At 68.3% G+C, this 22074-nt stretch carries 22 protein-coding genes and 2 tRNA genes; 13 read left to right on the top strand and 11 right to left on the bottom strand.

What is annotated here, in order from left to right:
• Positions 1–383 precede the first annotated feature (383 nt).
• The 3 genes from G4X40_RS00340 to G4X40_RS00330 all read right to left on the bottom strand — a co-directional run bounded on the left by G4X40_RS00340 (position 384) and on the right by G4X40_RS00330 (position 3611).
• Positions 384–860, bottom strand: a complete 477-nt coding sequence (locus G4X40_RS00340; protein ID WP_277829466.1) for a hypothetical protein — start codon at positions 858–860, stop codon at positions 384–386.
• Between the two features lie 182 nt (positions 861–1042).
• Complete coding sequence (locus G4X40_RS00335; protein WP_277829465.1) at positions 1043–3415, bottom strand: TPR repeat region-containing protein; 2373 nt, start codon at positions 3413–3415, stop codon at positions 1043–1045.
• 7 nt (positions 3416–3422) lie between these two features.
• Positions 3423–3611: a hypothetical protein gene (locus G4X40_RS00330; RefSeq protein ID WP_277829464.1), complete on the bottom strand. Its 189-nt coding sequence runs from the start codon at positions 3609–3611 to the stop codon at positions 3423–3425.
• A 278-nt stretch (positions 3612–3889) separates the two neighbouring features.
• Between G4X40_RS00330 and G4X40_RS00325 the strand changes: the two genes are divergently transcribed.
• Positions 3890–5164 carry an MFS transporter gene (locus G4X40_RS00325; protein WP_277829463.1) on the top strand — a complete coding sequence of 425 codons (1275 nt, stop codon included), beginning with the start codon at positions 3890–3892 and terminating at the stop codon, positions 5162–5164.
• An 18-nt stretch (positions 5165–5182) separates the two neighbouring features.
• On the opposite strand, the gene G4X40_RS00320 is transcribed toward G4X40_RS00325, so the two are convergent.
• Together G4X40_RS00320 and G4X40_RS00315 are read right to left on the bottom strand one after the other, a co-directional pair.
• On the bottom strand, positions 5183–5578 hold the full coding sequence (locus G4X40_RS00320) for a globin (protein WP_277829462.1): 396 nt from the start codon (positions 5576–5578) through the stop codon (positions 5183–5185).
• Positions 5579–5610: 32 nt separating this feature from the next.
• On the bottom strand, positions 5611–6549 hold the full coding sequence (locus G4X40_RS00315) for a mechanosensitive ion channel family protein (protein WP_277829461.1): 939 nt from the start codon (positions 6547–6549) through the stop codon (positions 5611–5613).
• A gap of 207 nt (positions 6550–6756) precedes the next feature.
• Here G4X40_RS00315 and G4X40_RS00310 point away from each other — a divergent pair, with 207 nt between their 5' ends.
• The 3 genes from G4X40_RS00310 (at position 6757) to G4X40_RS00300 (ending at position 8138) form a co-directional block, all read left to right on the top strand.
• Positions 6757–7353, top strand: a complete 597-nt coding sequence (locus tag G4X40_RS00310; protein ID WP_277829460.1) for an HNH endonuclease — start codon at positions 6757–6759, stop codon at positions 7351–7353.
• 73 nt (positions 7354–7426) lie between these two features.
• On the top strand, positions 7427–7672 hold the full coding sequence (gene ctaJ / locus G4X40_RS00305) for an aa3-type cytochrome oxidase subunit CtaJ (protein WP_277829459.1): 246 nt from the start codon (positions 7427–7429) through the stop codon (positions 7670–7672).
• Positions 7659–8138, top strand: coding sequence for a DUF5130 family protein (locus G4X40_RS00300; protein WP_277829458.1), 480 nt, complete (start codon positions 7659–7661; stop codon positions 8136–8138). The genes ctaJ and G4X40_RS00300 overlap by 14 nt, the downstream gene beginning before the upstream one ends.
• 68 nt (positions 8139–8206) lie before the next feature.
• On the opposite strand, the gene pepN is transcribed toward G4X40_RS00300, so the two are convergent.
• A complete protein-coding gene (gene pepN, locus G4X40_RS00295) occupies positions 8207–10816 on the bottom strand; it encodes an aminopeptidase N (protein WP_277829457.1) in 2610 nt (869 codons plus the stop codon).
• Positions 10817–11007: 191 nt separating this feature from the next.
• Here pepN and G4X40_RS00290 point away from each other — a divergent pair, with 191 nt between their 5' ends.
• A complete protein-coding gene (locus G4X40_RS00290) occupies positions 11008–11628 on the top strand; it encodes a DsbA family oxidoreductase (RefSeq protein ID WP_277829456.1) in 621 nt (206 codons plus the stop codon).
• A 21-nt stretch (positions 11629–11649) separates the two neighbouring features.
• On the opposite strand, the gene G4X40_RS00285 is transcribed toward G4X40_RS00290, so the two are convergent.
• Positions 11650–12879 (bottom strand): NAD(P)/FAD-dependent oxidoreductase, encoded by a 1230-nt coding sequence (locus G4X40_RS00285; RefSeq protein ID WP_277829455.1) that lies wholly within the window; start codon positions 12877–12879, stop codon positions 11650–11652.
• Between the two features lie 233 nt (positions 12880–13112).
• Here G4X40_RS00285 and G4X40_RS00280 point away from each other — a divergent pair, with 233 nt between their 5' ends.
• On the top strand, positions 13113–13649 hold the full coding sequence (locus G4X40_RS00280; RefSeq protein WP_277829454.1) for a methylated-DNA--[protein]-cysteine S-methyltransferase: 537 nt from the start codon (positions 13113–13115) through the stop codon (positions 13647–13649).
• Positions 13650–13667: 18 nt separating this feature from the next.
• On the opposite strand, the gene G4X40_RS00275 is transcribed toward G4X40_RS00280, so the two are convergent.
• Complete coding sequence (locus G4X40_RS00275) at positions 13668–14522, bottom strand: M48 family metallopeptidase (RefSeq protein ID WP_332518983.1); 855 nt, start codon at positions 14520–14522, stop codon at positions 13668–13670.
• A 120-nt stretch (positions 14523–14642) separates the two neighbouring features.
• Here G4X40_RS00275 and G4X40_RS00270 point away from each other — a divergent pair, with 120 nt between their 5' ends.
• On the top strand, positions 14643–15116 hold the full coding sequence (locus G4X40_RS00270; protein ID WP_277829453.1) for a ribose-5-phosphate isomerase: 474 nt from the start codon (positions 14643–14645) through the stop codon (positions 15114–15116).
• Between the two features lie 6 nt (positions 15117–15122).
• Positions 15123–15920 (top strand): Fpg/Nei family DNA glycosylase, encoded by a 798-nt coding sequence (locus G4X40_RS00265; RefSeq protein ID WP_277829452.1) that lies wholly within the window; start codon positions 15123–15125, stop codon positions 15918–15920.
• Positions 15921–15948: 28 nt separating this feature from the next.
• Here the strand turns inward: G4X40_RS00265 and G4X40_RS00260 are convergent, their stop codons facing one another.
• Positions 15949–16740 (bottom strand): DUF1542 domain-containing protein, encoded by a 792-nt coding sequence (locus G4X40_RS00260; protein ID WP_277831175.1) that lies wholly within the window; start codon positions 16738–16740, stop codon positions 15949–15951.
• A gap of 261 nt (positions 16741–17001) precedes the next feature.
• Between G4X40_RS00260 and G4X40_RS00255 the strand changes: the two genes are divergently transcribed.
• Entirely contained in the window at positions 17002–17967 is a 966-nt protein-coding gene (locus tag G4X40_RS00255; RefSeq protein WP_277829451.1) for an acyl-CoA thioesterase, read from the top strand.
• Positions 17968–17979: 12 nt separating this feature from the next.
• Here the strand turns inward: G4X40_RS00255 and G4X40_RS00250 are convergent, their stop codons facing one another.
• Both G4X40_RS00250 and G4X40_RS00245 read right to left on the bottom strand, forming a co-directional pair.
• A complete protein-coding gene (locus tag G4X40_RS00250) occupies positions 17980–18507 on the bottom strand; it encodes a nuclear transport factor 2 family protein (protein ID WP_277829450.1) in 528 nt (175 codons plus the stop codon).
• A 161-nt stretch (positions 18508–18668) separates the two neighbouring features.
• A tRNA-Gly gene (locus tag G4X40_RS00245) sits at positions 18669–18739 on the bottom strand.
• Between the two features lie 191 nt (positions 18740–18930).
• On the opposite strand from G4X40_RS00245, the gene G4X40_RS00240 reads away from it, so the two are divergent.
• The 4 genes from G4X40_RS00240 to G4X40_RS00225 all read left to right on the top strand — a co-directional run bounded on the left by G4X40_RS00240 (position 18931) and on the right by G4X40_RS00225 (position 21924).
• Positions 18931–19004, top strand: a tRNA-Pro gene (locus G4X40_RS00240).
• 121 nt (positions 19005–19125) lie between these two features.
• Positions 19126–20484 carry a trigger factor gene (gene tig, locus G4X40_RS00235; protein WP_277829449.1) on the top strand — a complete coding sequence of 453 codons (1359 nt, stop codon included), beginning with the start codon at positions 19126–19128 and terminating at the stop codon, positions 20482–20484.
• A gap of 178 nt (positions 20485–20662) precedes the next feature.
• A complete protein-coding gene (locus G4X40_RS00230; RefSeq protein WP_277831173.1) occupies positions 20663–21250 on the top strand; it encodes an ATP-dependent Clp protease proteolytic subunit in 588 nt (195 codons plus the stop codon).
• 44 nt (positions 21251–21294) lie between these two features.
• Complete coding sequence (locus G4X40_RS00225) at positions 21295–21924, top strand: ATP-dependent Clp protease proteolytic subunit (RefSeq protein ID WP_277829448.1); 630 nt, start codon at positions 21295–21297, stop codon at positions 21922–21924.
• The last annotated feature ends 150 nt before the right edge of the window (positions 21925–22074 follow it).

Here is a 22074-nt window from a genome sequence, read left to right as displayed (position 1 = left end):
CGGCAACTCCGCCAGGCCCCCGAGTCCGATGTACATCGCCGGCGAACCCATCTTGCTATCTGTCTGGAATACTCCCGGATTGATTGCGCCGTGATTCGCCCCGGCAAATCCTGGATACACGCCGCTGGCGCCACCTCCAACGGTTCCGGCGATCTCAGATTCTTCGAAGGCGCGAATGAAGGTCCCGTCCGATGTCATGAGCTCCGCCGCGGGTGTCGTCCAGCGGATTGTGTAGTCGATATTGCTCAATGGCTCAGTCGAGTGCAGAGTTGATATATCACCTGTGGGAGGGGTGGAGGTGTGATCACTCCCACATCCAGCCGCTGCCAGCAGCAATGCGGCGATGGCGCCGCGCCGGAACCACTTCGGGAAGGTACGTGTGCTCATCGTGGCCAACCAGGAGATGGCGGCGGCGAGGGTTGCCCGGCCTTCGAAGGATTCACTGGCGCGGTGTGCTGGCATTGTTCGGCCGCAACGGAATTCGGGGGGGCAGCTTCTTCCTTGGTTGCATACCAGTCGCCGAACACATTGGCTGACGGCCGTCGAGCCGGTCCGGATTGATTCGTTTGGGGTGTCGTCCCCTCGCGGTGGTAATAGAGAAAGCTCCATTTGTCCTGTGTTCCACTATCCCAGTAGCAGATGGTGGCTCGCGTGCTGCCATCAGGAAGGTCGTCGACACCCCCCAGTCCGAAGTATGCCGTCGGTGCACCGAGTTGTAGATCGGTGTTGAAAATTCCCGGATTTATCGCACCGCGATTCGCGGTGGAGAAACCGGGGTATACAGAACCGATGCCGCCGCCGAGTTCGCCGATCGTTTCGGATTCCTCAAACGCGCGAATAAATGTACCGTCAGGGGTCATTAGTTGCGGTGTAGGAGACGTCCATCGGATGGTGAAGTCAGCGTCGCCGGGTTGCGCCAGCGGGGTGGATGGCGGGAGTGCCGATTGGGTGGGCTGATTGTGGATACTGCCACATCCAGCGATGCTGGAGAATACGGTAATAGCGATTCCGAGGCGAATGGCTGGGCGAGGTCCTTTGGTGATCATTTTGGCTGCTGTCCCGCATTCTTTGGACCCTGGTCATGCTCGATTATATTCTCGCTCGTCAGTCCATTTATGAACATTGTGTTGAAGTTCGCGGTGTTCAGATCTTGGATTTGACCAACATCGCGAACGAAGTTGTTGGTTGTAGTGTGACTCTCACTCACGAGACTCCAGTCGAGCTGGCCGTTTGTGGTGAAACCGGCGAACCTCGCGGCAGAATCCGGGTGCGCGTCCAGGTGGCCCTGCGCTTGGTCGAAGTTCGTCCGGACCGAGTCCATCTTGAAGTCGTTGCCCACGGCGGAAACCGCCGCCTGTGTCGGATCGGCCGTGACCGGATGCAGCGGGTCGCCTGGCGCGACGAGATCTTGCTTGAGCCAGATGTCCGTGACACCCGCCATCACACCGACCGCTGGAGTCGGTGCCAGCCAAGCGGCCGTTGCGGCGGTGTCGATCCACGCGGTCTGGTTGTTGTAACTCTTGACCTGTTCCCACTGGTCGCGTGCGTCGAGTTGGCTGATCTGGTCCGTCATGCCCTGCTGCATCGCGTGGTTCAGCTGGCCTGCCCGGAATGCGTAGTCAACATGAGACGGATCCACGCCGCCCTGATATTGCAGGAAGTCGATCCACTGCTGGCCACCATCGTTGATGATCCGGGCGGCCTTCGGATCCGAGTCGAGCACATTGAACAAGTGCGACAGGTCGGTCACGTTGTCGAATGGCTGCGCCGTGTGGTTCGCGAGGATGTGTGCACCGTCGTTGTCGGTGACACCGGCGAAGTTCCCCAGATAGGGCCGCATCGAGTTCGCGAGGCTCTGCGTCAGTTCGGGATTGACCTGCCCGAGCGAGTCGTACCCGTGGTTCGGCATGTTCTGCGACAGCGTCGCCGAGTGACTCGCCATGATCTGGGCCAGCGCCGACGCGGACTCGCCGCCCTGCTTGTTGGCGAACGAATCGAGCGGCTGCCCCGCGGACTCGCCGATCGACGCGAACATGTTCGCCGCCCCGTGCTGTCCGGGATCCCACTTGTGCTGCAACACCTCCAGTACGTGGTCGCTCGCGTTGTACGAGCCGCCATGGTCAACCGTCGACGCCATATTGCTCCCGGTGACGAAGTCGTGCACAGCCTGCGCATCATGCCCGCCCGCACCGAGCAGCCTGTCCGCGAGGGAGCCGACCTCGGAGTCGTGTACGCCTCGCCCCTCCATCGTCATCGTGACGTTGGGGCGGCCGGTCGCGCCGGCGATCTCCGCGCCCTGCTTCAAGAGCCCCCGGTCCACGTCAGACCCCTGGGCGAGGCTTTGGTCGCCGCGCCCCATGATGTTCGTCAACGCCTTGAAGTCGCCGGCCCGCGATACGTCCGCCGTGGTGAAGGGCCCTGCTGCTGTCCAGTTCGTGTGCATGGATACCGGATTGTCGGTGAGCAGCGTGCGTACCGGGGTCGGTAGTTGCGACATGCCACCGTGGTCGGCGACCGTCGGGACTGCGCCGGCAGTCAGCACGCTCGCGGTGTGCACGTTCGGCGACGACACCAGTTGCATGGCGTTGGCGAGGTCGGCCTGATTGCCCTGCGGCAGCGCCGATGTCATCTTGTCGATGTCCTGCACGCTCATGCCGTCCTGCGCGCGCATCACCTGGCGCAGATAGTCGAACTGCCCCTGCGTCAGGTTGACGGGTTTACCGCCGACCAGGTCGGTTTTCTGTTCATCGGTCAACTGGGCAGCCGCGTGGAGGCGCGCCAACTCGTCAGCGGTTGCCGTGCCGCTCTTCAAGTCGGCGAGGTCCTTGCCTGCGATCGTCCCGTTGAGTGCGGCTGTGGCCGGTGTGAGCGAGCTGATCTCGACATTGGCCGCGTTGATCGCGGCGGCACAGTTCTGATCTGCCGTACCGAGCGCGACCGCCAACCGCTTGAGCGACACCGTGCTGGTGGCAGCCTCGTCTCCGCGCTGCTTCTGCAACTGTCGAACCGGGTTCTGAGCCTGTGCGTTGTCACCGCAGGCTGCGATTGCTGCGCTGTAGTTGTGCTTGTCGGTGACGGTCCAATCCTCGGCCACGTCGAAGTTGTCGCTCTCGAGATTCGATGCCGTTCTCGTCAAGCCGGCGATCATCGGCTCCATCGCCCGGGCACCCGCCATGCACGCTGCCGCGAGGTCATCGAATGCCGAGCCCACCTTCCGCATCTGCTGATTCTCGCGATCGGCCCGATCGTCTGCGGCGCCGCGCGCTGTACCGGACCAGTGCAATCCGTCGATGCTCGAACGCATCTTGTCCGCGGAATCGTCGATCTGCTGCACCCTCGGTGCAACCATCGTCGCCACCGCCGCCAAGGCGTTGGCATCCCACCCCGCGACCTGCGACCGGGTCACAGCGCCCATGTATTCCTCACCCCCCGTTCAGATCGCCCATTGCTTTGAGGCGCGCAGCGGCGGCCTCGTTGGTCGACTCGTACGTATCTGCGGACTCGCTGAGCAGGTCCGCCATTTCCTGGTACCGACCGCTCATCACGTGCATCGCCTCGAAGCAGACCTGAGGAGACTTGTGCAGTGCCGCGGCCGTCGCGGAACCCGCCATACCCCGCCACCCTCCCCGATTGCGATGACAAGCACTCCACCCCGTGTATGTCGGGAGCCGTTGCCGCACTGGGTCTGCCGCTCCCGAGGCGAGAATCGCGTAGGGCGCGCAGGTTGTCAAACCGGAAGCGTCACCGTCCGCGCCGTCCGACGCCCGTATGATCGATCGGTCAACAGTTATGCCGACCCGATGACGGTCGGACATTGGGAAGGTGTGTCGACGGCGGGCGGGGCCCCGGCACGGCCGCTTCGGCGACCCCAGAATCCCGATGGGTTTCCATGATCAGCTCTGCCGTCGATACCGAGACCGACCCGGACCCCGATACGGAACGGCGCACCGCTGTGCGCCCGTTCCGGGCGCTGACCGCCGCCGCCGGATGGAGCTTCTACCCGGTCGGGCTGCTGGCCCGGCTGCCGTTCGCGATGCTCACGCTCGGCATCACCGCCTACGTGGCAACCGTGCGCGGCTCGTTCGCCGACGGCGGCCTTGCGGCCGGGGCCTACGCCCTCGCCGCCGCCGTGGGTGCTGCGGTCACCGGCGCGGCCACGGACCGCTTCGGCCAGCGTCGACTGCTACTGGTGTTGGCGATCATCAATGCGGCGGTGGTGCTCGGATTCGTGTCCGTCGCGGGGATCGCACCGCTGCCGCTGCTGGTCGTCGCCGCCGCGGTCGTCGGCGCGACCATTCCGCCGGTGGGCCCGCTGGCGCGGGTGCGGTGGGCGGCGCTGGTCGAGGACCGGGTCCCGCCGCCGCACCGGGCGCGGGTGTTCGGCACGGCGCTGAGCTACGAGTCGATGGCCGACGAGTTGACGTTCATGTTCGGCCCCGCGCTGGTCGGTGTGCTCTCGGCGCTGCTGTTCCCGTCGACGCCGCTGCTCGCGTGTGTGCTCATCATGCTGGTGTTCGGCGGACTGTTCGCGCTGCACCCGACCGTCGCCGCGGCGGCGCACGCCGACCACGGCTCCGGCGTGAAGCGGGCGCGGCTGCGGGAGTTCCTGCTGCCGGCGCGGCTGCTGCCGGTGCTGGGCATGCTGACGATCGGCTCACTGTTCGGCGCGTTGTCGACGTCGGTGATCGCCTACGCCGCGGACAACGGCAGCCCCAGCAGCGGCGGCATCATCTACGCCGGATTCGGGGTCGGATCGGCGCTGGCGTCGCTGGCGATGGCCGCGGTACCCGACCGCTTCGCGCTGTCGTTGCGCTGGGTCGTCGCGGCCGTCTGCAGTGTCGGCTTCGCCGCGTTGCTGCCGCTGGCCTCGGGGGCCTGGGTTCTCGCGGGCATGCTGGCCCTGCTCGGATGCGCGATCGGCCCGGTCATCGTCACGTTGTTCGGGATCGGTTCGCGGGTCGCGCCGGCCGGACGCGCCGGACTGCAGATGACGCTGCTGTCCGGCGGGATCATCGCGGGCAACGCCATCGGTGCGCCCATCGCCGGTGCGGTCGCGGACTCGTCCGGCAGTTCGATGGCATTCCTGGTCGTGGTGGCCTCCGCCGGGGTGCTCGCCGCGCTGGGCTTCGTCCACGCGGTCGCGGCGCGGCGCCGGCCCGAGTAGCCGGGCCGCGCTCCGGCGTCAGTCGGCCGAGTTCACCAGGAAGTCCGCCGCGGTGTCGATGTACTCCACCAGCGCCCGGCGGTGACCGTCGTCGAGGGTGGCCGTGTCGATCGAGTCGATCGCGGTGTGCATGCAGCGCAGCCAGGCATCACGCTCGACCGGGCCGATCTTGAACGAGGCGTGCCGCATGCGCAGCCGGGGATGGCCCCGCTCCTCCGTGTAGGTCCGCGGGCCGCCCCAGTACTGCTCGAGGAACATCCGCATCCGGCGCTCGGCGGGCTCGAGGTCCTCCTCCGGGTACAGCGGCCGCACGATTTCGTCCGCGGCGACCTCTTCGTAGAAGCGCGCGACGAGGGCGCGGAAGGTCTCGGCGCCGCCCACGGCGTCGTAGAAGCTCTGCTGCGGTTGATTCATGAGCCCCATCTTGCCCGCCCGGAAGCGGGGGATCATCGGGCGGCGTCGCTCACCGCCGCCCCGAAGGGACGACCGGTCGGGTAGGGGGCGCTGATCCCTTCGTCGTCGAACGCCTTGAGGATGCGGCGGTGCAGTTCCCGCTGCACCGACCATTGGGTGTTGGGGCGGACCTTGACGGTCAGGCGAAGGGTAACCGCGTCCGAGCTGACGTCGTCCACTCCCAGCATCTCGGGGGCCTCGAGAATGTGCGGACTGAGTTCGTCCTCCTCGACCGCAGCGTTCGCGGCCGCCAGGGCGACGGTGCACGCGAGGTCCACGTCGGAGGTGTAGGAGATCGGCAGCATCAACAGGGCGATCGCGTAGCCCTGGCTGTAGTTGCCCACGCGCGAGATCTCGCCGTTGCGGCAGTACCAGAGGGTGCCGAACTTGTCGCGGACCGTGGTCACCCGCAGGCCGACGGTCTCGACGGTCCCGACCGCCTCGCCGATGTCGATGATGTCACCGACGCCGTACTGGTCCTCGAACATCATGAACAGGCCGGACAGAAAGTCGCGGACGAGATTCTGGGCGCCGAATCCGAGCGCCACGCCGACGATGCCCGCCGAGGCGATGAACGGTGCCACGTTGATGCCGAGTATCGCAAGGGTCTGCAGGATCAGCCAGATCAGCACGGCGAAGGACACCGTGGACTTGAGTACCGAACCGATCGTGCCGGCACGCTGGCGGCGCCGCTCGCGCAGCGTCGAGTCCCGCATCGAATCCTGTGCCTTTTCGCGCAGCGGCTTGAGCAGTGCGGGCGTCGGCACACGCGCGTTGTCGCGCTTGGCGCGCGGCTTGGTCATCCGGTCGATCATGCGGTGCAGCAGGAATCTCACGGCCACGGCGAGCGCGACGTAGATGGCGATGTGCACCGGCCGGTCGATCAACCAGTCTCGGCCGGTGCCGGTCAGTTCGAAGGCTAGGTCAGACACGACCAGAGTCTGGCGGAGGACGTCGGCGGTGTCCGACCGCACTGCGCACGGCCATGCGCACACTTCGGCGCTTTCGACGCATGCGCACCGCTTTCCCTGGTGAGGTGATGTTCATCACGTATGGTGGTGGCGGTTCCACTGGCCTTCGGGTTGCGACAGTCTGGCAGGCAGCAGGGCACCGGCAGCACAGCGTGTGAGGCAGGCCTCATGAAGCATCGACAACACCGCACGCACCCGACCTCGGACGGCCGGCCATTGGCGGCGGTCGGTACCCGCCCCGTGCCGCGCTGGCTCGCGCGCCGTGTCCTGCTGCTCAATTCAACGTATGAGCCGCTCACGGCCTTGCCGGCGCGGCGTGCGGTGGTGCTGTTGGTGTGTGACAAGGCGGAGATCGTCCACGAGGATCCCGAGGGTGCCTTGATCCGCTCGGTGGACTGTGTCGTGCAGGTGCCCTCGGTGATCCGGCTGCGCACGTTCGTCCACGTGCCGTACCGGGCCCGTATCCCGATGACGCGCACGGCGTTGATGCACCGCGACCGTTTTCGGTGCGCCTACTGCGGCGGCAAGGCCGAAACCATCGACCACGTGATCCCGCGTAGTCGCGGCGGCGAGCACTCCTGGGAGAACTGCGTCGCGTGCTGCGCCCCGTGCAACCACCGCAAGGCCGACCGTCTGCTCAGCGAACTCGGCTGGACGCTGGGTGCCGCGTTGGTGCCGCCGAAGGGCAGGCACTGGCGGCTGCTGGCCTCGATAAGCGAGCCGGACCCGACCTGGCTGCAGTACCTGGGCGAGGGTGCGGCATAGGGAGGAGGGCGTAGCGCGAGGAAATGACGCCCCAGCTACCCCAAAGTGATCGCTCTCGACTAACGTCTCGGGCGTGAGCATCGCAGAGACAGTGTTGATCTATGGCGTGATCCCGCTCGCGATCACCGCGGTGATCGCCGGGCTGTCGTTCACCGCGCGAGTCCCCAAGCAGGCGCGGTACAAGCTCGGCGAGAAGTGGACGCGTGAGCCCATCTGGTGGGCCGCGGTCGACGAGCAGACGCACGGCGGACATGGTGGACACGCGGCCATCGAGTCCGGCCACAGTGTGATCGGAGGAGTGGCAAGTGGCAAGTGGTGAACTGACTTTCGCGCCGGTCGACGATTCGACGCTGCCGGTGGGCAGCGTGGTGACCGCGAGTGGACGGATCTCCGGCGTGGTCCAGCCGGGCAACCCGGTCTGTGATCTGCCGTTCGATCCGGTCGATCTGGCCCGCCTCGACGACGCGCTCACGCACGGCACCCGGAGCACCGGTGTGCGCTTCACCGTCTACCTGGGTGCGCTGGGTGCGAGCCCGGCCGACCGGGCCCGTGAGCTGTTCCCGGCCCTGCCGGATCCGGCGAACTCCGCGCTCATCGCGGTCTCCCCGGCAGAGCGGACGATCGAGATCGTCTCCGGTGCGGCGGTCGAGTCGAAGCTCGACGACCGTGTCGCGCAGCTCGGTGTGTCCGCGGCCATCGCGTCGTTCAAGGACGGACAGCTGATCGACGGGATCACCAGTGCCGTCCGCGTGATGACGGCGGCGATCCACCCGGTCTCTGCCTGACCGCACCCGACAGACCCTCCGGCGGGGCCCCGCGGTTCGTGTGAACTGCGGGGCCCCGCCGTCGTTCGTCAGTCGATCGCCGGCACCGGGTCACCGGCGTCCGCCGCCCGGGCCCGCAGCGCCCGCACGATACCCGCGCGCCCCTCGACGACCAGCCGGCGCAGGGCCGGCGGGTGATCGCCGGCCAGGAACGCGTCGGTGGCGGCCAGCGTGGACGGGCTGATCGACCACGACGGGTACAGCCCGATGATCACCGCCTGCGCGACCTCGCTGCTGCGCCGGGCCCACACGTCCGAGATCGCGTCGAAGTAGCGGGCGACGTAAGGCTCGAGCAGTTCGGACTGGCCGGGCCAGGCGATGCCGGCGATGATCGCGCGGCCGAGCGTGTGCGAGAGCGAGTCGTCGCCGACCACCTTGTCCCACGCCTCCTGCTTCGCCGCGAGCTGCGGACGCATCGCCGCCGCCTGCGCGCCCTGCCGGGCGCCCGCGGACGTCGGGTCGCGCAGCACCTCCGCGTCGATGAGCGGGGTGGCGGGGCTGTCCGCGTCGATCACGCCGGCCGCGGCCAGCGCCTGCACGATCCGCCAGCGCAGATCGGTGTCGATGTCGAGACCGGTTAGCCCCTGTGCTTCGGCGGATCCGTCCAACAGCGGCTCGAGCACGGCCGTGTGCCGTTCGGCCAGCACCGATGAGCACAGCGAGTTGACGAACGCCAGCTGATGGTCGGACCCCGGGGCGGCCGCGCGGGCCAGTTCGACGAGCCGGTCGGCGAAGTCGGCCCAGCCGGTGGTCTTGGCCCAGCCCGGTTCGGCGTAGGCGGACAGTGCGGTCTGGGCCTGCAGCAGCAGCCGCTGCACGACGCCGATCTCGGTCTCGGCCCCGATGCCGGCCTGGACCAGCGCGAGGAAATCGCGGGCACGCATCTCGGCCTGCCGCGTCATCTCCCAGGCGGCGGACCAGCACAGCGTCCGGGGCAGCGGCTCGACGATGTCACCGATGCGGGTGGTCAGCGTCCGCAGCGATTCCGGGTCCAGCCGTAGCGCGCAGTAGGTCAGGTCGTCGTCGTTGACCAGCACGAGCTTGCCGCGCCCTGCTCCGATCAGCTCCGGCACCTCCGTCAGCTCGCCGTCCACGTCGAGCTCGACGCGGCTGGTGCGCACCAACTTGCCGGAGCCGTCGTCGTCGTAGACGCCGACCGCCAGCCGGTGCACGCGCAGCTCGCCGGCACCCGGCACGGCCCCCTCCTGCCGGACGGCGAAGCGCGTGAACCGGCCCTGCCCGTCGACGTCGAAGTCCGCGGACAGCGTGTTGAGTCCGGTCGTGCGCAGCCACTGCGCGCCCCAGCCGGACAGGTCCCGGCCCGACGACTGCTCGAGCGCGGCGAGCAGATCGGAGAACTCGGCGTTGCCGTAGGCGTGGGTGCGGAAGTATTCGCGCAGCCCTGCCAGAAAGCCCGGCAGTCCGACGTACGCCACCAGCTGTTTGAGCACGGAGGCGCCCTTGGCGTAGGTGATGCCGTCGAAGTTCACCTCCACCGCGGCGATGTCGGGAATGTCCGCGGCGACCGGATGGGTCGAGGGCAGCTGGTCCTGCCGGTACGCCCACGACTTCTCCACGTTGGCGAACGTCGTCCACGCGTTGGTGTACTCGGTTGCCTCGGTCTGGCACAGCACCGACGCGAAGGTGGCGAAGGACTCGTTGAGCCACAGGTCATCCCACCAGCGCATGGTCACGAGATCGCCGAACCACATGTGCGCCATCTCGTGCAGCACGGTCTCCGCGCGCCGCTCGTAGGAGTAGCGGGTCACCTTGGACCGGAACACGTAGTCCTCGAGGAAAGTGACCGCGCCGGCGTTCTCCATCGCGCCCGCGTTGAACTCGGGGACGAACAGCTGGTCGTACTTGCCGAACGCGTACGGCACCCCGAAGTTGCTGTGGTAGAAGCCGAATCCCTGCTTCGTCTCGGCGAAGAGGCGGTCGGCGTCCATGAACTCGGCGAGCGAGGCGCGGCAGTAGATGCCCAGCGGGATCGTGCCGTGCTCGTCGGCGTAGCTGTCGGTCCACTGCGCGTAGGGGCCGGCGATCAGTGCGACCAGGTAGGTGCTCATCCGCGCGGTGGTGGCGAAGGTGTGCACGACGGCGCCGTTGGTACCGGAAGCGGTCTGCGCCGCCGGGGCGCCGTTGGAGATCACCTTCCAGTGCGCCGGCGCGGTGACCGTCACGTCGAAGGTGGCCTTGAGGTCGGGCTGGTCGAAGCAGGCGAACATCCGCTTGGCGTCGGCGGTCTCGAACTGCGAGTACAGGTAGATCTCGTCGTCGGTCGGGTCGACGAAGCGGTGCAGCCCCTCGCCGGTGTGCGAGTAGACGCAGTCCGCCTCGACGGTCAACTCGTTGTCGGCCGCCAGCGCGTCGAGCGTGATGCCCTTCGACTCGTCGAAGCCGGCGAGGTCCAGCGCGCGACCGTTGAGCACGGCGCTGTGCACCCGCGCGGCCATCAGGTCGACGAACGTCGAGGCGCCCTCGGTCGCGCCGAACCGCACCGTGGTGCGCGAGCGGAACGTGTCCGACCCGGGACCGCCCTCGGCGGCCGTGACATCCAACTCGATGCGGTAGTTCGAGACGCTGATCGTCGCCGCGCGTTCGACTGCCTGGTCGCGGGTGAGATTGGGCGAGGCCACGGTGGGTACGCTCCTTCGTTTGATCGGATTCGGGCTCGTTTGATCGAAATAGGACGTGCAATCCATCCCATCATGCGGGGAAGCATCCGGCCAGCAGGGTTGTTGAACCGGCCGGTGTTGTTGAATCAGATAGGGACGGATCGACATCCGTTTCCGTGCCTCCGGCCCACGCACGCGTAAGGAGCTGTCACATGACCCCCAGTCCAGCCGAGCGAGATCGCGTCGACTTCTGGTTCGACCCGCTGTGTCCGTGGTGCTGGATCACCTCTCGGTGGATCCTCGAGGCGTCCCAGGTCCGCGACATCGACGTGCATTTCCATGTGATGAGCCTGGTCGTCCTCAACGAGGGCAAGGACATCCCCGAGGAGTACCGCGCCAAGCTCGAGGCCGGCCTCGGCCCCGTGCGGGTGGCCATCGCGGCTGCACAGCGACACGGCGACGAGATCCTCGAACCGCTGTACACCGCCATGGGCACCCGCATTCACAACAAGGGGATCAAGGACTTCGACCAGGTCATCGCCGGCGCGCTCGAGGAGGTCGGGCTGCCCGCGGACCTCGCCGACGCCGCTCGCACCGACGCCTACGACGAGGAACTGCGCCGCAGCCACCACGAGGGCATGGACAAGGTCGGGCCCGATGTGGGGACGCCGACCATCCACGTCAACGGCATCGCGTTCTTCGGTCCGGTGCTGTCCCGGATCCCGCGCGGCGAGGACGCGGGCAAGGTGTGGGACGGTGCGCTCGCGCTCGCGTCGTACCCGCACTTCTTCGAGCTCAAGCGCAGCCGCACCGAGGACCCCGAGTTCGACTGAGCGGACTCCCGCGCCAGGGGCTCAGCCCAGCTCGCCGAGCGGCACCGCCGGATCGGCGAGCCGGGCCGGGTCGACCGGCTGCTTGGACTCGATCAGCCGTTTGAGGTCGTCCTGGGCGTCCCAGATGTTGACGTTCATGCCGGCCAGCACCCGGTTCGCGCCGTCGAGCCAGCACGCGACGAACTCGCGAGTGCGCGTGTCGCCGCGGGTGACGACCTGCGTGTAACCGGCGCTGTGGCCGACGTACTCCATGCCCAGGTCGTACTGGTCGGTGAAGAAGTACGGCAGGTTCGTGTACTCGGCGGACTTGCCGAGCATGCCCGCGACCGCGACCGCGGGCTGGTTGAGCGCGTTCGCCCAGTGCTCGGTGCGGATGCGCACGCCCAGGACCGGATGCTCGGCCGCGGCGATGTCGCCGACCGCGAAGATGTCCGGGTCGGAGGTGCGCAACCCCGCGTCGACCAGCACCCCACCGTCGCCGAGTTCCAGACCGGCCTGCTCGGCCAGTTCGATGTTCGGGTGGGCGCCGACCGCGACCAGCACGGTGTCGGCCGGCACGGTCGACCCGTCGCCGAGCCGCAGCCCGGTGGCGTGGCCGTCCGCGACGGTGATCTCCTCCACGTTGGCGCCCAGCCGCAGATCGACGCCGTGCTCACGGTGCAGTTCGGCGAACACGGTGGCGATCTCGGGGCCCATCGCCGCGAGCAGCGGCAGCTCCGCCGCCTCGACGACCGTCGCCTGCACGTCGCGTCCGCGTGCCGTGGCGGTGACCTCCAGTCCGATCCATCCCGCGCCGACCACGGCCAGCGTCGACCCGGGGGCCAGCGCGGCGTCCAGGGCGTCGGCCTCGTCCAGTGTGCGCAGCAGGTGGACCCCGGCCGCGTCGATGCCGGGAATCGGCGGCCTGCGCGAGCTCGAACCGGTCGCCAGCAGCAACTTGTCGTATCCGACGGTGGTGCCGTCGGGCAGCGTGACGGTGTGCGCGGACCGGTCGACCGCCGTGGCGGCGGTGCCGAGCCGCAGGTCGATGTGCATGTCCCGGTACCAGGCGGCCGGCTGCACGGTGAACTCGGCGCGCGACTTCTTGTGCGCCAGATACTCCTTCGACAACGGCGGGCGCTCGTAGGGCAGGTTCGACTCCTCGGCGACGAGGACGATCTCGCCGTCGAAGTCGTTGTCGCGCAGGGCCTGCGCCGCCTTGGCCCCGGCCAGGCCGCCGCCGATGATCACGAAGGTGGAATTCGAAGACATTGCTGCGTACTCCGTTCAATTTGGGAGCGTGTCGGCGGCGCGGTCCTTGCGCTGCCAGATCTTGGCCTGGCGCAACTGGACGATCAACCCCAGCGCCGCGGGGGACCGCGTCGCGCAGTGACTCGGGTTTGTCGAGCCCGTTGAAGCGGTCCATGACTGCCGACGGTAGTGCGTCGGGGGACAGCGCGACCGCGCTTCGGCGGACTGTCGGTGGGTGGGGTCATGATGAACGGGTGGACACAGCCATCGGCCATGCGCTGTTCGACACCGCGATCGGGTGGTGCGCGGTGGCGTGGAACGAGGCAGGCGTCAGTGCGGTTCAACTGCCCGAATCCGACGTGGCGCACACTCGGCAACGGATCCGCGCGGCAGCGCCCGGAGTGGCGGAGGCCACGCCCTCCGTGGTCGCCGGGCGGGCCATCCGCGGCATGCGGGCATTGCTGCAGGGGGAGAGTGTCGATCTGACCGAAATCCCCCTCGACCTGCGCGGTGTGCCCGAGTTCGCGCTGCGCGTCTACGCGGTCACGCAGCAGATCCGGCCGGGCAGAACCCTGACCTACGGGCAGGTCGCAGATCGGCTGGGCGACCGCGGATCGGCCCGTGCGGTCGGCGGCGCGCTGGGCCGCAATCCGGTCCCGCTGCTGGTGCCGTGTCACCGGGTGGTCGCCGCGGCGGGGCGGCCGGGCGGGTTCTCCGCCTACGGCGGGGCGGCCTCGAAGCTGCGGATCCTCGCCATCGAGCAGAGCGGGGCCGGGATCACCCTGTTCTGAGCGGACTGCCGATCCCCGTCAGGGGCGGGGCCGGAAGAACATCCGTCCCGCGCGCGAACGGTCCCGCAGCGCATGCGCGCGCCAGGTGTTGACCGGATGGCCGGCGAGCAGGTTGGCGAGCCAGGTGAAGAACCCGGTTTCGGTGACCGCGCGGTCCGCCATCTGGTGGAAGTCGACCAGCCCCAGCAGGTACTTGCCGGCGGACATCACGCCGATCGCGCCCTCCCGGCCGTCGGGCCGCACGTAGAACCCGTGGTTGTCGGCGGTGTACTCCTGCGCGCGCGACAGCGCCGGGCCGACCACGGGTACGAAGTTCGAGGCGAACATGCCGAGCTGGCGCCAGTACGACGTGTGACCCGCCGCGATGTGCCCGACCTCGTGGCCGATGATGAACTGCAACGCCACCGGATTCCGGGCCTGGCCGCCGATCTCGAACAGGTCGCTGTAGACGACCACGTACCGCCGGAACCCGTGCCCGGACGAGTACGCGTTGATCTGCCCGTTGCCGAGCACCACGTATGCGTCGGGAACCTTCGCCATCCGGAAGTGCTGGGCGGCGGCCACCACCATCGCGTGTGCCTCGGGGAACTGGGTGGGCGACACCTTGACGCCCGCCACCCGCGGCATCGCGTAACCCTGCCCGCGCCCCAGATACACGATGATCGGCGCTGCCAGCACGACGAGCACCCACACCGGGGCGGTCCCGACCGCTATCAGCACCAGCGCGGTCAGGTAGACCACCGCCATGATGACGATCGCGAGCACCAGCAGCGGGATCTCCCACGGGTGCCGCCGCGGCGGACCCAGCTGCGGCTGGGTCAGGTTCTGCGCGTAGGACCAGCCCGGCGGGGTGGCGGTGGGCGACGGGTGCATGGGGACGACCGTAATGCGCTCGTCCGTAAGGCATCCGTTCCCACACGACCGCGTCCGGTGTGGTCTGTGCCGCATCGTCCTGTGCGGGGCGGGGCCGGGGGACCTGACACAATCGACGCCATGCGCGTTTACCTAGGTGCCGACCACGCCGGCTTCGAGCTGAAGAACCAGATCATCGACCACCTCACGGCGACCGGGCACGAGCCCGTCGACTGCGGCGCCCACGTCTACGACGCGGTCGACGACTACCCGGCCTACTGCGTCGAAGCCGCCCGGCGCACGGTCGCGGATCCGGGTTCGCTCGGAATCGTGCTCGGCGGCAGTGGCAACGGCGAGCAGATCGCCGCCAACAAGGTGCCCGGCGCCCGGTGCGCGCTGGCGTGGAGCGTCGAGACCGCGCAGCTGGCCCGCCAGCACAACAACGCGCAGCTGATCGGCATCGGTGGCCGCATGCACACCCTCGAGCAGGCGCTCGAGATCGTCGACGCCTTCCTGGCCACGCCGTGGTCGGGGGAGGAGCGTCACCAGCGGCGGATCGACATCCTGTCGGAGTACGAGCGCACCGGCGTTCCGCCCGCACTGCCCGCGCAGTAGCGGGCCATGCCGGAGGGACACACCCTGCACAGGCTCGCCCGCATCCACCGCGACCGCTTCGTGGGGGCGCCGGTGCGGGTGTCCAGCCCGCAGGGACGGTTCACGGACGGTGCCAGGCTCGTCGACGGTCGGGTGCTCGAGCGGTCCGAGGCGGTCGGCAAGCATCTGCTGCACTACTACGACACCGACGTGATCGTGCACGTCCACCTGGGCATCTACGGCACGTTCACCGAGCAGCAGGTCCCGATGGAGCCGCCGCGCGGGCAGGTGCGCATGCGGATGATCGGCGATCACGTGGGAACCGACCTGCGCGGTCCGACCGCCTGCGAGGTCGTCGACGAGTCGGCGGTGGCGGCGCTGTTCGCCCGGCTGGGCCCGGACCCCTTGCGGGCGGACTCAGACCCGGAGCGCGCCTGGACGCGAATCGGCAAGTCCGCCACCCCGATCGGTGCGCTGCTGATGGATCAGAAGGTGCTCGCCGGGGTCGGCAACGTGTATCGGGCCGAGGTCCTGTTCCGGCACGGTGTGCATCCGCTGCGCCCCGGACGTCGGCTCACGCAGGCCGAATGGGATGCGATGTGGGTCGATCTGGTCGAGCTGATGACCGTCGGGGTCAGCGCCGGAGGCATCGTCGTCGTGCGACCGGAACACGACCACGGTGATCCGGCCTACGCCGAGGGCAAGCCGCGCACCTACGTCTACCGCCGGACGGGACGAGCGTGCCGGGTGTGCGGCGCCGCGGTGGCGCAGTCGGTTCTGCAGGGCCGCAACCTGTTCTGGTGCCCGGGCTGCCAGCAGGACTGATCACCCCGGGCCGCCGCGCGGTTGCGGCTCAGAAGAAGTCGCCGCCACCGAAGTCGCCGCCACCCCAATCGTCGCCGCCGCCCCAGTCGCCCCCGCTGGAGTCGAAGAAGCCGCCCTGGTCGCCGCCGTCGTAACCGGCCTGGTCGACGCCACCCTGGTCATAACCACCCTGGTCGAATCCGCCCTGGTCCATCTGACCCTGGTCGAATCCCTCGGCGAACCCGTCGCCGTAGCCGTTCTCGAAGGCCTGCGAGTCGTAGCCGACGCCGTGCATGCCGGAGAACATCGCGCTGAACAGCATCGCTGACCCCACGCCCCAGGCGCCGGCCACGAGGGCGGGCTTCCACCACGGTTCGGAGTACCACCCGGCCGGGACCGGACGGCCGGCGACGCGTCCGCCGGGGTAGTAGTTCGGGGTCTGCGCCGACGGGTTCGGTGAGGCCGCGACCTGCCGGCCCTCGACCTCGACCTGCCGGTTCTCGCTGACCTGGCCGGCGCTCTGCTGACCGTTGAGGTCGGGGAGGGCGGGGCCGGGGTCCATGCCCATCGCCGAGCGGGCGGCGCGCACGTAGTACAGGCCCTCCATCGCGCTCTCACGTGCCATCCGGGCCTGCGCGACCGAGTTCGCCTGGTCGATCTGCGACGCGGCCGCGTTGTAGCGCTCCGAGGCGTCGGCGAGCGCCTGCTTGGAGGCGTCGTCGGTGCCGGTGAGCCCGAGCACCTGCCCCCCGAGCCGCTCGATCCAGCGCCGCGCATCCGCCTTGGCGTCCTCGATCTGGTTCGCCGTCGACGCACCGGTGGTGCGGCGCTGGCGGGACATCACCACGAACGCCACGACCGCGATGACCGCAATGATCAGAATCAGTTCCACCAGATGCCTTCCGGATGTCCGTTCGCGGACTCGTTCCGCGTGGTCAACAGTCCAACGAGCGCCCTCGTCGCAGAGTTCCATCGGGTGCTCGCCCGCCGCGGGCGGGCCGCGGCGAGGGGTCTGTGATGTGCCGTTCACCGAGCGAAGCCTGGGTGTAATCGGGGCCCCATAGCGTGTGGCCACTCGACTTCTGGCAGACAGGTGGAACCGATGACCGTGGCACAGCCGACCCCCGCCGCCCGCGAGATCACCCTGCGTTTCCTGGCCGCTCCCACCGATGTGGCGAGCCTCGGCGGGGCCGTGCACGGCGGCCGGCTGCTGGAGTGGATCGACAAGGCCGCCTATGCGTGCGCCGTCGGGTGGAGCGGCGCGTACTGCGTGACCGCATACGTCGGCAACATCCGCTTCGCCCGCCCGATCGAGTCCGGGCACCTCGTCGAGGTCACCGCGACCTTGATCTACACCGGGCGATCGAGCATGCACATCCAGTGCTCGGTGTCGTCCGCGGACCCCAAGGTCGGCGTGTTCACCGAGGCGAGCAATTGCCTGGTCGTGTTCGTGGCGACCGGGCCGGACGGCCGGCCCGCGGGCGTTCCGCAGTGGGTCCCGGTGACCGAGCACGATCGGGTCCGCGCCGCAGAGGCGGCCATGCGGATCGAGTTGCGCGCGGACATCGAGCGGGCGATGAGCGAGCAGACCTACGACGACGACCGGTTCGCGCCGACGTCGACGATGCGGTTCCTGGCCGCGCCGACGGACGTCAACTGGGGCGGCAAGACGCACGGCGGGACCGTGATGCGGTGGATCGACGAGGCCGCCTACCTGTGTGCGAGCCGGTGGCACGGCGGCAAGTGCATCTCGGTCTACGCGGGCGGCGTGCGCTTCTACCGGCCGATCCCGATCGGGCACGTCGTCGAGGTCGAGGCCCGCCTGCTGCACACGGGTAGGGAGACCATGCACATTTCGGTCCACGTCCGGTCGGGGGATCCGCGGACGCTCGAGATGAACCTGACCACCCACTGCCTCACCGTGGTCGCCGCCCTCGACGAGGCGGGCGACGCGACCACGGTTCGGCAGTGGGTTCCCGAGGCCGACGAGGACGTGCGTCTCGACGCGCACGCGCGGCACCTGATCGAACTGCGCTCACGGGTGCATGCGCCGGCGATGGTCAGGTGAGCGTGGGTGGGCTCAGAGCGGCTGGAGGAAGTCGAAGAAGCCCGGGGTGGTGTCCTCACGGAGTCGGGTGAGCTTGCGGTAGCTGATCAGCCAGCGCCCGTTCACCTTCCGATACTCCTCGTGGTAGTGGCCGTAGCCGTGCAGGTGCTCCTCGTGGTCGCCGTTGGTCCACCACAGCTTGTCCTCCATCGCCCAGACGCCGCGGGCGGTGGTATCCGAGGTCAGCTCGATCTCGGGGGCGTGCCCGTGGTGCACGCTGGTGACCTTGGTCCGGCCGTCGAGCATCCTGCTGATCGCGCGGGTCAGCTTCTCCGTCCCGACCACCCGGTTCGAGGTGTCCGTGGTGCGCGGCTGCTTGTCTTCGGGCAGGCCGCCCCAGGTCTCCGAGATCACGTCGTCGGTGTGCAGGGTCGGGTAGATCTCCCACCTCTTCTCGTCCATGCACCGCAGGCGCCGCGCGAAGGTGCGCTTGATCTCCTCGATCGCGAGGAACTGCTCGGCGGGGGACATGGTCAGCTCGGGAACCGTCTCGGTCGTCATCGCGACACGGTCGCACCGGCTTGCTCGCCGGGCAACGGGCTGATCCGCTCAGTGGACGTGTGTCGGCCGACTTGTTGATCAGGTCGGCGTCGGACCGGAGTCCGGGAAATGACTTCGGCCCCTCACCTGCGCTGCAGGTGAGGGGCCGTTTCGTTGCGCGGAGCGGGCGACGGGAATCGAACCCGCGTAGCTAGTTTGGAAGACTAGGGCTCTACCATTGAGCTACGCCCGCGTGCAGACGACATTCGTGGGATCGCCAGCGATGTCGTGTGCGGTGTCAGACTGTACCGAACATCGCGCGAGGATCAAGTCACGGGGGTCACCCTGCGACTTCGACCGCCGAGCGTGCCCGTAGGATCGTGCCCGTACGATCCAGCGTGCGGTCTATTCCGTTCGTGTCCGTGCGACGCGGTGGATCGAGCACGGGGTGTGGCGCAGCTTGGTAGCGCATCCGCTTTGGGAGCGGAGGGTCGCAGGTTCAAATCCTGTCACCCCGACTGGGATCATCGCGTCGGCCGACGGTGGACGCGATCCCGGGCCGCACGTCGGCCGCGGTGCCGCCGTAGGCCCGGCGCATAAACTGTGAGAGTTCGACCCCCAGACGACAGGAGCAAGTCCGTGAAGAGCACCGTCGAGCAGCTGAGCCCGACGCGAGTCCGTATCAACGTTGAGGTGCCCTTCGAGGAGCTCAAGCCTGATTTCGACCGCGCGTACAAGGCCCTGGCCCAGCAGGTTCGTCTGCCCGGATTCCGTCCCGGCAAGGCGCCGTCGAAGCTCCTCGAGGCCCGCGTCGGCCGTGGCGCCGTGCTCGAGCAGGTCGTCAACGATGCGATCCCGGCCCGCTACAGCGAGGCCGTGACCACCTCTGACGTCAAGGCCATCGGCCAGCCCGAGGTCGACATCACCAAGATCGAGGACGGCGAGGTGCTCGAGTTCACCGCCGAGGTGGACGTGCGCCCGGAGATCACGCTTCCGGCGTTCGGCGAGCTCGAGGTCACCGTCGACCCGATCGAGGTCACCGACGAGGCCGTCGACGAGCAGTTGCAGTCGCTGCGCGCCCGCTTCGGCACCCTGACCGGCGTCGAGCGCGCCGTCGAGGACGGCGACTTCATCTCGGTCGACCTGTCCGCCACCGTCAACGGCGAGGACGTCCCCGAGGCCTCCACCACCGGGCTGTCGCACGAGGTCGGCTCCGGCCAGCTCATCGAGGGCCTCGACGAGGCCGTCCTCGGGCTCAAGGCCGGCGAGTCGAAGGACTTCACCTCGAAGCTGCTCGCCGGCGACCACGCCGGTGAGGACGCGATCATCACCGTGACCGTGGGCACCGTCAAGACCCGCGAGCTGCCCGAGGCCGACGACGAGTTCGCCCAGCTGGCGAGCGAGTTCGACACCCTCGACGAGCTGACCGCGGACCTGCGCGAGCGGGTCGGTCGCTCCAAGAAGGTCGAGCAGGCCGGTGCGATCCGCGACAAGGTGCTCGAGGCGCTGCTCGAGAACGTCGAGGTGCCGCTGCCCGAGACCATCGTCAAGGCCGAGGCCGACAACCAGGTCCACGAGGTGCTGCACAGCCTCGACCACGACGACGAGCAGCTGAACAAGCTCCTCGAGGCGCAGGGCACCACCCGGGAGAAGTTCGACGCGGATGCGCTGGAGGCGGCCGAGAAGTCGGTCAAGACCCAGCTGCTTCTCGACGCGATCGCCGACGAGGCCGGCACGCAGGTCGACCAGCAGGAGCTCACCGAGCGCATCCTGTTCCAGGCGCAGCGCTACGGCATGCCGCCGGAGCAGTTCATCCAGCAGATCCAGCAGGCCGGTCAGCTGGGCGCCGTCTTCGCCGACGTGCGTCGCGGCAAGGCCCTCGCCGAGGTGGTCAGCCAGGTCAAGGTGAGCGACACCACCGGTGCCGCCATCGACACCGACGAGCTGTTCGGTCGCGGCGACGCCGACGAGGCGGCCGAGGACGGCGACCAGGAGTGACCCACGCGGATTTCACGCTGTGAGCGAACGAGGGCGGTACCGGGACTCCGGTGCCGCCCTTGTTCGTTAGGGTTAATGACAGCAACACCGCACCCGGTGCCCTGGGCCCGGGAGTCGGTGGGACAGAATTTCATCCACGCACCCGGAGGCAAGCCCCGTGACTTTGCAGAACCCTTCCCTGCGTTCTGGCACCGCTGGACTCAATCTCAGCGATTCGGTCTTTGAGCGGCTGCTCCAGGAACGGATCATCTTCCTCGGCAGCCAGGTGGACGACGACATCGCCAACAAGCTGTGCGCGCAGATCCTGCTGCTCTCCGCGGAGGATCCGACCCGGGACATCTCGCTGTACATCAACTCGCCGGGTGGTTCGGTGACCGCCGGCATGGCGATCTTCGACACCATGCAGTTCGCCGAATGCGACATCGCCACCTACGCGATGGGCCTGGCCGCCTCGATGGGGCAGTTCCTGCTCACCGCCGGTGCGCCGGGCAAGCGTTACGCGCTGCCGCACGCGCGCATCATGATGCACCAGCCTTCCGCCGGCATCGGCGGTTCGGCCGCGGACATCGCCATCCAGGCCGAGCAGTTCGCGCAGACCAAGCGTGAGATGAACGCGCTCAACGCCAAGCACACCGGGAAGTCGGTCGAGCAGGTCACCGCCGACGCCGACCGCGACCGCTGGTTCACCGCGCAGCAGGCGCTCGAGTACGGCTTCGTCGACCACGTCATCAGCCGGGCACAGCAGGCGGGTGGAACCGGCAACTGACGCCGGACCGACCGCCCACCCTTCCCACAAGACGGAGACAATTGATGACCAACCACCAGATGCCCAGCTCCCGCTACATCCTGCCGTCGTTCATCGAGCACTCGAGCTACGGCGTCAAGGAATCGAACCCGTACAACAAGCTGTTCGAGGAGCGCATCATCTTCCTCGGCACGCAGGTCGACGACGCGTCGGCGAACGACATCATGGCCCAGCTGCTGGTGCTCGAATCGCTCGATCCGGACCGTGACATCACGATGTACATCAATTCGCCGGGCGGCTCGTTCACCTCGTTGATGGCGATCTACGACACCATGCAGTACGTCCGGGCCGACATCACCACCGTGTGCCTCGGGCAGGCGGCGTCGGCGGCTGCGGTGCTGCTGGCGGCCGGCACCCCCGGCAAGCGTCTCGCGCTGCCGAACGCCCGGGTGCTGATCCACCAGCCCGCCACCGAGGGCATGCAGGGTCAGGTGTCGGACCTGGAGATCCAGGCCGCCGAGATCGAGCGGATGCGTCGTCTGATGGAGACGACGCTGGCCCGTCACACGGGCAAAGACGCCGATGTGATCCGCAAGGACACCGATCGTGACAAGATCCTCACGGCGCCGGAAGCCAAGGAGTACGGGATCATCGACGACGTCCTCGAGTACCGGAAGCTCAGCGCCCAGAAGTGACCGTCCGTGTCCGGCCCGGTGCGACACGCCGTTCGCGGTGGATTGCACCGGGGCCGGACCGACAGGGTCCACGCTGACAATTCCAACCCAAGCTGTCGACCTTCGTCCGGCGGTACGGGTACCGTCGAATTACGGCAGCCACGAGTCCGA

It is taken from the genome of Speluncibacter jeojiensis (assembly GCF_029589495.1).
In the GTDB taxonomy this organism is placed as follows: domain Bacteria; phylum Actinomycetota; class Actinomycetes; order Mycobacteriales; family Mycobacteriaceae; genus Speluncibacter; species Speluncibacter jeojiensis.
This window is presented reverse-complemented; position numbering and strand designations above follow the sequence as displayed.

What these genes read in the sequence shown, in the direction of transcription:
- G4X40_RS00225 (WP_277829448.1), top strand. Translation starts at nt 21,295, where the DNA reads ATGACCAACCACCAGATGCCCAGCTCCCGCTACATCCTGCCGTCGTTC.
- G4X40_RS00320 (WP_277829462.1), bottom strand. Translation starts at nt 5,578, where the DNA reads ATGAATCAACCGCAGCAGAGCTTCTACGACGCCGTGGGCGGCGCCGAG.
- G4X40_RS00325 (WP_277829463.1), top strand. Translation starts at nt 3,890, where the DNA reads ATGATCAGCTCTGCCGTCGATACCGAGACCGACCCGGACCCCGATACG.
- G4X40_RS00265 (WP_277829452.1), top strand. Translation starts at nt 15,123, where the DNA reads ATGCCGGAGGGACACACCCTGCACAGGCTCGCCCGCATCCACCGCGAC.
- G4X40_RS00250 (WP_277829450.1), bottom strand. Translation starts at nt 18,507, where the DNA reads ATGACGACCGAGACGGTTCCCGAGCTGACCATGTCCCCCGCCGAGCAG.
- G4X40_RS00275 (WP_332518983.1), bottom strand. Translation starts at nt 14,522, where the DNA reads ATGCACCCGTCGCCCACCGCCACCCCGCCGGGCTGGTCCTACGCGCAG.
- G4X40_RS00310 (WP_277829460.1), top strand. Translation starts at nt 6,757, where the DNA reads ATGAAGCATCGACAACACCGCACGCACCCGACCTCGGACGGCCGGCCA.
- G4X40_RS00285 (WP_277829455.1), bottom strand. Translation starts at nt 12,879, where the DNA reads ATGTCTTCGAATTCCACCTTCGTGATCATCGGCGGCGGCCTGGCCGGG.
- G4X40_RS00330 (WP_277829464.1), bottom strand. Translation starts at nt 3,611, where the DNA reads ATGGCGGGTTCCGCGACGGCCGCGGCACTGCACAAGTCTCCTCAGGTC.
- G4X40_RS00335 (WP_277829465.1), bottom strand. Translation starts at nt 3,415, where the DNA reads ATGGGCGCTGTGACCCGGTCGCAGGTCGCGGGGTGGGATGCCAACGCC.
- G4X40_RS00270 (WP_277829453.1), top strand. Translation starts at nt 14,643, where the DNA reads ATGCGCGTTTACCTAGGTGCCGACCACGCCGGCTTCGAGCTGAAGAAC.
- G4X40_RS00260 (WP_277831175.1), bottom strand. Translation starts at nt 16,740, where the DNA reads ATGTCCCGCCAGCGCCGCACCACCGGTGCGTCGACGGCGAACCAGATC.
- G4X40_RS00340 (WP_277829466.1), bottom strand. Translation starts at nt 860, where the DNA reads ATGACCCCTGACGGTACATTTATTCGCGCGTTTGAGGAATCCGAAACG.
- G4X40_RS00255 (WP_277829451.1), top strand. Translation starts at nt 17,002, where the DNA reads ATGACCGTGGCACAGCCGACCCCCGCCGCCCGCGAGATCACCCTGCGT.
- G4X40_RS00290 (WP_277829456.1), top strand. Translation starts at nt 11,008, where the DNA reads ATGACCCCCAGTCCAGCCGAGCGAGATCGCGTCGACTTCTGGTTCGAC.